Annotated in this window: 3 protein-coding genes and 1 tRNA gene; 1 reads left to right on the top strand and 3 read right to left on the bottom strand. The window is 37.7% G+C overall.

Going from position 1 to position 4,035, the window contains the following annotated elements:
- Positions 1-124: 124 nt before the first annotated feature.
- Both ACJMMI_RS03900 and ACJMMI_RS03905 read right to left on the bottom strand, forming a co-directional pair.
- On the bottom strand, positions 125-832 hold the full coding sequence (locus ACJMMI_RS03900; RefSeq protein WP_405353738.1) for a ribulose phosphate epimerase: 708 nt from the start codon (positions 830-832) through the stop codon (positions 125-127).
- A gap of 36 nt (positions 833-868) precedes the next feature.
- Positions 869-1,966: a zinc-binding dehydrogenase gene (locus ACJMMI_RS03905; protein WP_405353740.1), complete on the bottom strand. Its 1,098-nt coding sequence runs from the start codon at positions 1,964-1,966 to the stop codon at positions 869-871.
- A gap of 421 nt (positions 1,967-2,387) precedes the next feature.
- Here ACJMMI_RS03905 and ACJMMI_RS03910 point away from each other — a divergent pair.
- Positions 2,388-2,461, top strand: a tRNA-Gly gene (locus tag ACJMMI_RS03910).
- A 106-nt stretch (positions 2,462-2,567) separates the two neighbouring features.
- Here the strand turns inward: ACJMMI_RS03910 and ACJMMI_RS03915 are convergent.
- Positions 2,568-3,944 carry an NAD(P)/FAD-dependent oxidoreductase gene (locus ACJMMI_RS03915; RefSeq protein ID WP_405353742.1) on the bottom strand — a complete coding sequence of 459 codons (1,377 nt, stop codon included), beginning with the start codon at positions 3,942-3,944 and terminating at the stop codon, positions 2,568-2,570.
- Between the last annotated feature and the right edge of the window lie 91 nt (positions 3,945-4,035).

Below are 4,035 nucleotides of genomic sequence, written 5' to 3' on the forward strand. Positions count from 1 at the left end.
CTGTAACGAGCCACATTTTGATATGCCATTTTGATTGAGGCAAGCGGTCAAGTCTTGCACCAATGTTGACATTAGATTTGCTAGCCATAATTTTTCTCCTTTTATTCACTATGGTTTTTTATTTTTACAATCTGATTTTTCTCTCTGCACCGTCAAGTTCTCGCTCAAGGTCAGCCTCCATAATAGACCAAGCTTTTTTGAAATCCGTGTCCTTGTTCCATAATGCCGGAGGTCCTAAAACCACGAGGTCTGCACCTGCTTCATAAAGTGGACGATACAAGCCGCTATTCATTGAACCGTCTGCTTCGATTATGAACTTCAAACCTCTTTCTCTTCTGAGCTTTGCAAGCTGATTGATTTTTACAAACATCTGTAAATCAACCGGCTGTCCTGAGATGCCCGGATCAACAATCATAATTGTAACTTTATCGAGTAAAGGAAGATAATATTCAATGGTTGAAAGTGGAACTGACGGGCTTAAAGCAACGCCTGCTTTGCAGCCAAGCTGCTTTATTTTATGTATTGTTACAAAAGCGTCACCCTCAATGCAGTCTGTATGAGGTGTAATGTAGGTAGCACCTGCTTTTGCAAAGGTTTCAAGATACTGCTGCGGATGCTTTACCATAAGGTGAGCGTCCATAGGTTTTAAATTCTTGATATGTTTGTTTAAGTAATCAAGATAATCAGGACCTATACCGTAGCTTGGTACATAAACACCGTCTTTAATATCCATATGAAGAAAATCAGATTTTTCATTAATAAGTTTAATCTGTTCTTCTATGTGAAACAAATCACAGCAACCAACTGATGGAGCAATCATTAACTTTCTCATTGAAAATCCTCCCAAAATTGTACCTTGTACCTTTAATTAATCATCATAATCGTATGTGAAGATAACCTTGATAGCCTCTTTCTTAGCCATTGCGTCAAAGCCCTCTCTCCACTGTGAAAGACCAAGTCTGTGAGTAATCATTGGTTCAACCTTAATCTGACCTGACTTGAGAAGTCTGATGCAGTTTCTCCAAGATGTTGAGTCATAAGCCATATGACCGATAATGCTCTTGTTCCAAGATGTGATGTCATTAATTGAGAATTCAAGTGGCTTGAAACCCATACCAACTCTTACAATTTCAGCGTTTGGTCTTGTCATTTCAAGAGCCTGCTTTAATGCGATGTTTGCACCAGAGCACTCAATTACAAGTCCGAGGTTATCTCTGCCGCAGATCTCTGTGCATCTTGCAACTACATCTTCTTTTGAACCGTTTACACAATGTGTAGCACCGAGCTCTTTAGCAACGCCGAATCTTACCTTTGTGTCATCATCAAGACCAACCATTACGATGTTTACAGCACCCATAAGCTTTGCAACCTGTACTGAGAACAAACCAAGTGGGCCAGTACCGAATACTACAACATCCTGTCCGGGAATAAGATGTGACTGCTGAGCAACTGCCTTATAAGCATTACAGATTGGGTCAAGAACTGCTGCCTCTTCATACTTAACACCCTCAGGAATTTCCCAAATAGCGTGTTTATGAATTGCAAGAATCTCACCGGGTACTTTACAATACTTTGAGAAACCGCCGCCCCATGTATTGTTATCAAGACCAAGGTTTACCTTGTGTTCGCAGCAAAGGAAGTCGCCGCTTTCACAAGCCGGGCAAACACCGCAAACATGAGCACTGTTGTCTGATACAACTCTCTGTCCTACATGCCAGTCTTTAACATTTTCACCAACTTTAACGATCTCGCCGGCGAACTCATGTCCACGAACTGACTGCTGCTGTCCCTCACAGTTTGTGTCATCATAACCATTGTCAACGCCCCAATGCTTCATGTCTGCACCACAAATTGCTGCTGCCTTGATTTCAAGAATAATATCATCAGGTCCGCATTCCGGTACTGGGTAGTTGTCCATCATTTTGTAGCCGCCGAAGGCTGTTCCGAATCTTTTTAAAGCATGCATATTTAAGTCTCCTTTTTTAATTCCGCTTTAGTGCGGTTATTTATTTGACACCTATATAATACAACATCTTTTTGTGGAAACCAAGCATTATTTTCTGTTTTTTAAACATTTGTATGCTTGCACAAGTAATATACAATTCCTTTGTGCAATCCGCTATAATAAATATATTTATTTTGATATATAAGCTTATTTTTATAATAATATTACTACTATTCAGTTGTTATATATTAATCTAATACAAATCTTATTCGTAATATAGATATTTTTTATAAATGTTATTTTTAATCAAAGTTAGTGTTATCTAACTTTATATTTTGGAAAAATCTGTTATTTTTCTGCGTTTCCAACATTTTATATTTGAAATAAAAATGCTTGACAAAACACATATGTGGTGATATAATATTAGCTGTTACAGAGATATGCGGATGTAGTTTAGTGGTAGAACTTCAGCCTTCCAAGCTGATCGTGTGGGTTCGATTCCCATCATCCGCTCCACCTAAGTGTCGATTATATCGGCACTTTTTCTTTTGCTCTAATTTTACATAAAAATACCGACTATGAAAGCAAGTGCTTTCATAGTCGGTATTTCTGTTTTATTAAGTTACTTTTCAAGAATTTCTCTTGCAACAAATACACCGCTTGCACTTGCGTGTGAGAGTGAGTGAGTCACACCACTGCCGTCACCAATAATATAGAGTCCTTTATGAAGTGATTCAAGATGCTCGTCAACATCAACCTCCATATTATAAAATTTAACCTCAACACCATATAATAACGTATCGTCATTAGCAGTACCCGGAGCAATATTATCCAAAGCATAAATCATTTCAATAATACCGTCAAGAATACGCTTAGGCAATACAAGACTTAAATCACCCGGAGTAGCGGATAAAGTCGGAACAACAAGTCCCTCCTCAATTCGCTTTGGATTACTGCGGCGACCTCTGATTAAGTCACCAAAACGCTGAACAATTACACCACCGCCGAGCATATTGCTGAGTCGGGCAATGCTTTCGCCATATCCGTTGCTATCTTTAAAAGGCTCAGAAAAATGCTTGCTCACAAGCAACGCAAAGTTTGTGTTCTCTGTCTGCTTTTCTTTATCTTCATAGCTGTGACCGTTTACGGTTATAATGCCGTTTGTATTCTCTGTAACAACACTGCCCTTTGGATTCATACAGAATGTACGCACATTGTCTTCAAACTGCTCCGTACGATATACAATCTTACTTTCATAAAGCTCATCTGTGAGATTAGCAAAAATAACTGCAGGTAATTCCACACGAACACCAATATCAACTCGATTTGATTTCGTAGGAATATTAAGTTCGTGGCATACTTTTTCCATCCACTTACTGCCACTTCTTCCAACTGAAACAATGCACTTAGTACATTCATAACTTTCACTTTCAGTATTTACAATATAACCACTGTCCTTATCATCAAGAAGTTCAATATTAGCAACAGGAGTATCAAAGTAAAAATCGACCTTATCTTTAAGAAAATTATAAAGGTTATTAAGTACAATATAGTTTATATCTGTACCAAGATGACGAACAGAAGCGTCAAGTAAATTAAGCTTATTCTGCAAGCAGATTTTCTTAAAACCTGAGCCGGCAGTAGAATAAAGCTTTGTGCCCTCACCGCCATACTGCATATTAATATCATCTACATAGTGCATAAGCTCAATAGCTTTTTTCTTGCCGATATATTCGTACAAAGTACCGCCAAAATCATTAGTAATATTATATTTACCGTCAGAAAATGCACCTGCACCGCCAAAGCCACTCATAATTGAGCAGGTTTTGCAATTAACACACTTTTTAATCTTGTCGCCGTCAATAGGACATTTTCTTTTTTCAAGTAAATGACCTTCTTCAAAAACAGCTACTTTGATATCCGATTTGTTTGTAACCAGCTCATAAGCAGAAAAAATACCACCAGGTCCTGCACCAACAATAATTACATCATATTTCATAAAATATCCTCCAACTTAACTTTTCGCTATAAAAATGTCCAATTAAATTGAACATTTGTTTTGTAAGTGTTTTCTTACTTATATATTCTAT

The sequence above is a fragment of the Ruminococcus sp. genome (assembly GCF_045129435.1).
Classification (GTDB): Bacteria; Bacillota; Clostridia; order Oscillospirales; family Acutalibacteraceae; genus Ruminococcoides.

Bases quoted from the DNA above. Each gene is read 5' to 3' on its own strand.
- ACJMMI_RS03900 (WP_405353738.1), bottom strand. From the start codon at position 832: ATGAGAAAGTTAATGATTGCTCCATCAGTTGGTTGCTGTGATTTGTTT.
- ACJMMI_RS03905 (WP_405353740.1), bottom strand. From the start codon at position 1,966: ATGCATGCTTTAAAAAGATTCGGAACAGCCTTCGGCGGCTACAAAATG.
- ACJMMI_RS03915 (WP_405353742.1), bottom strand. From the start codon at position 3,944: ATGAAATATGATGTAATTATTGTTGGTGCAGGACCTGGTGGTATTTTT.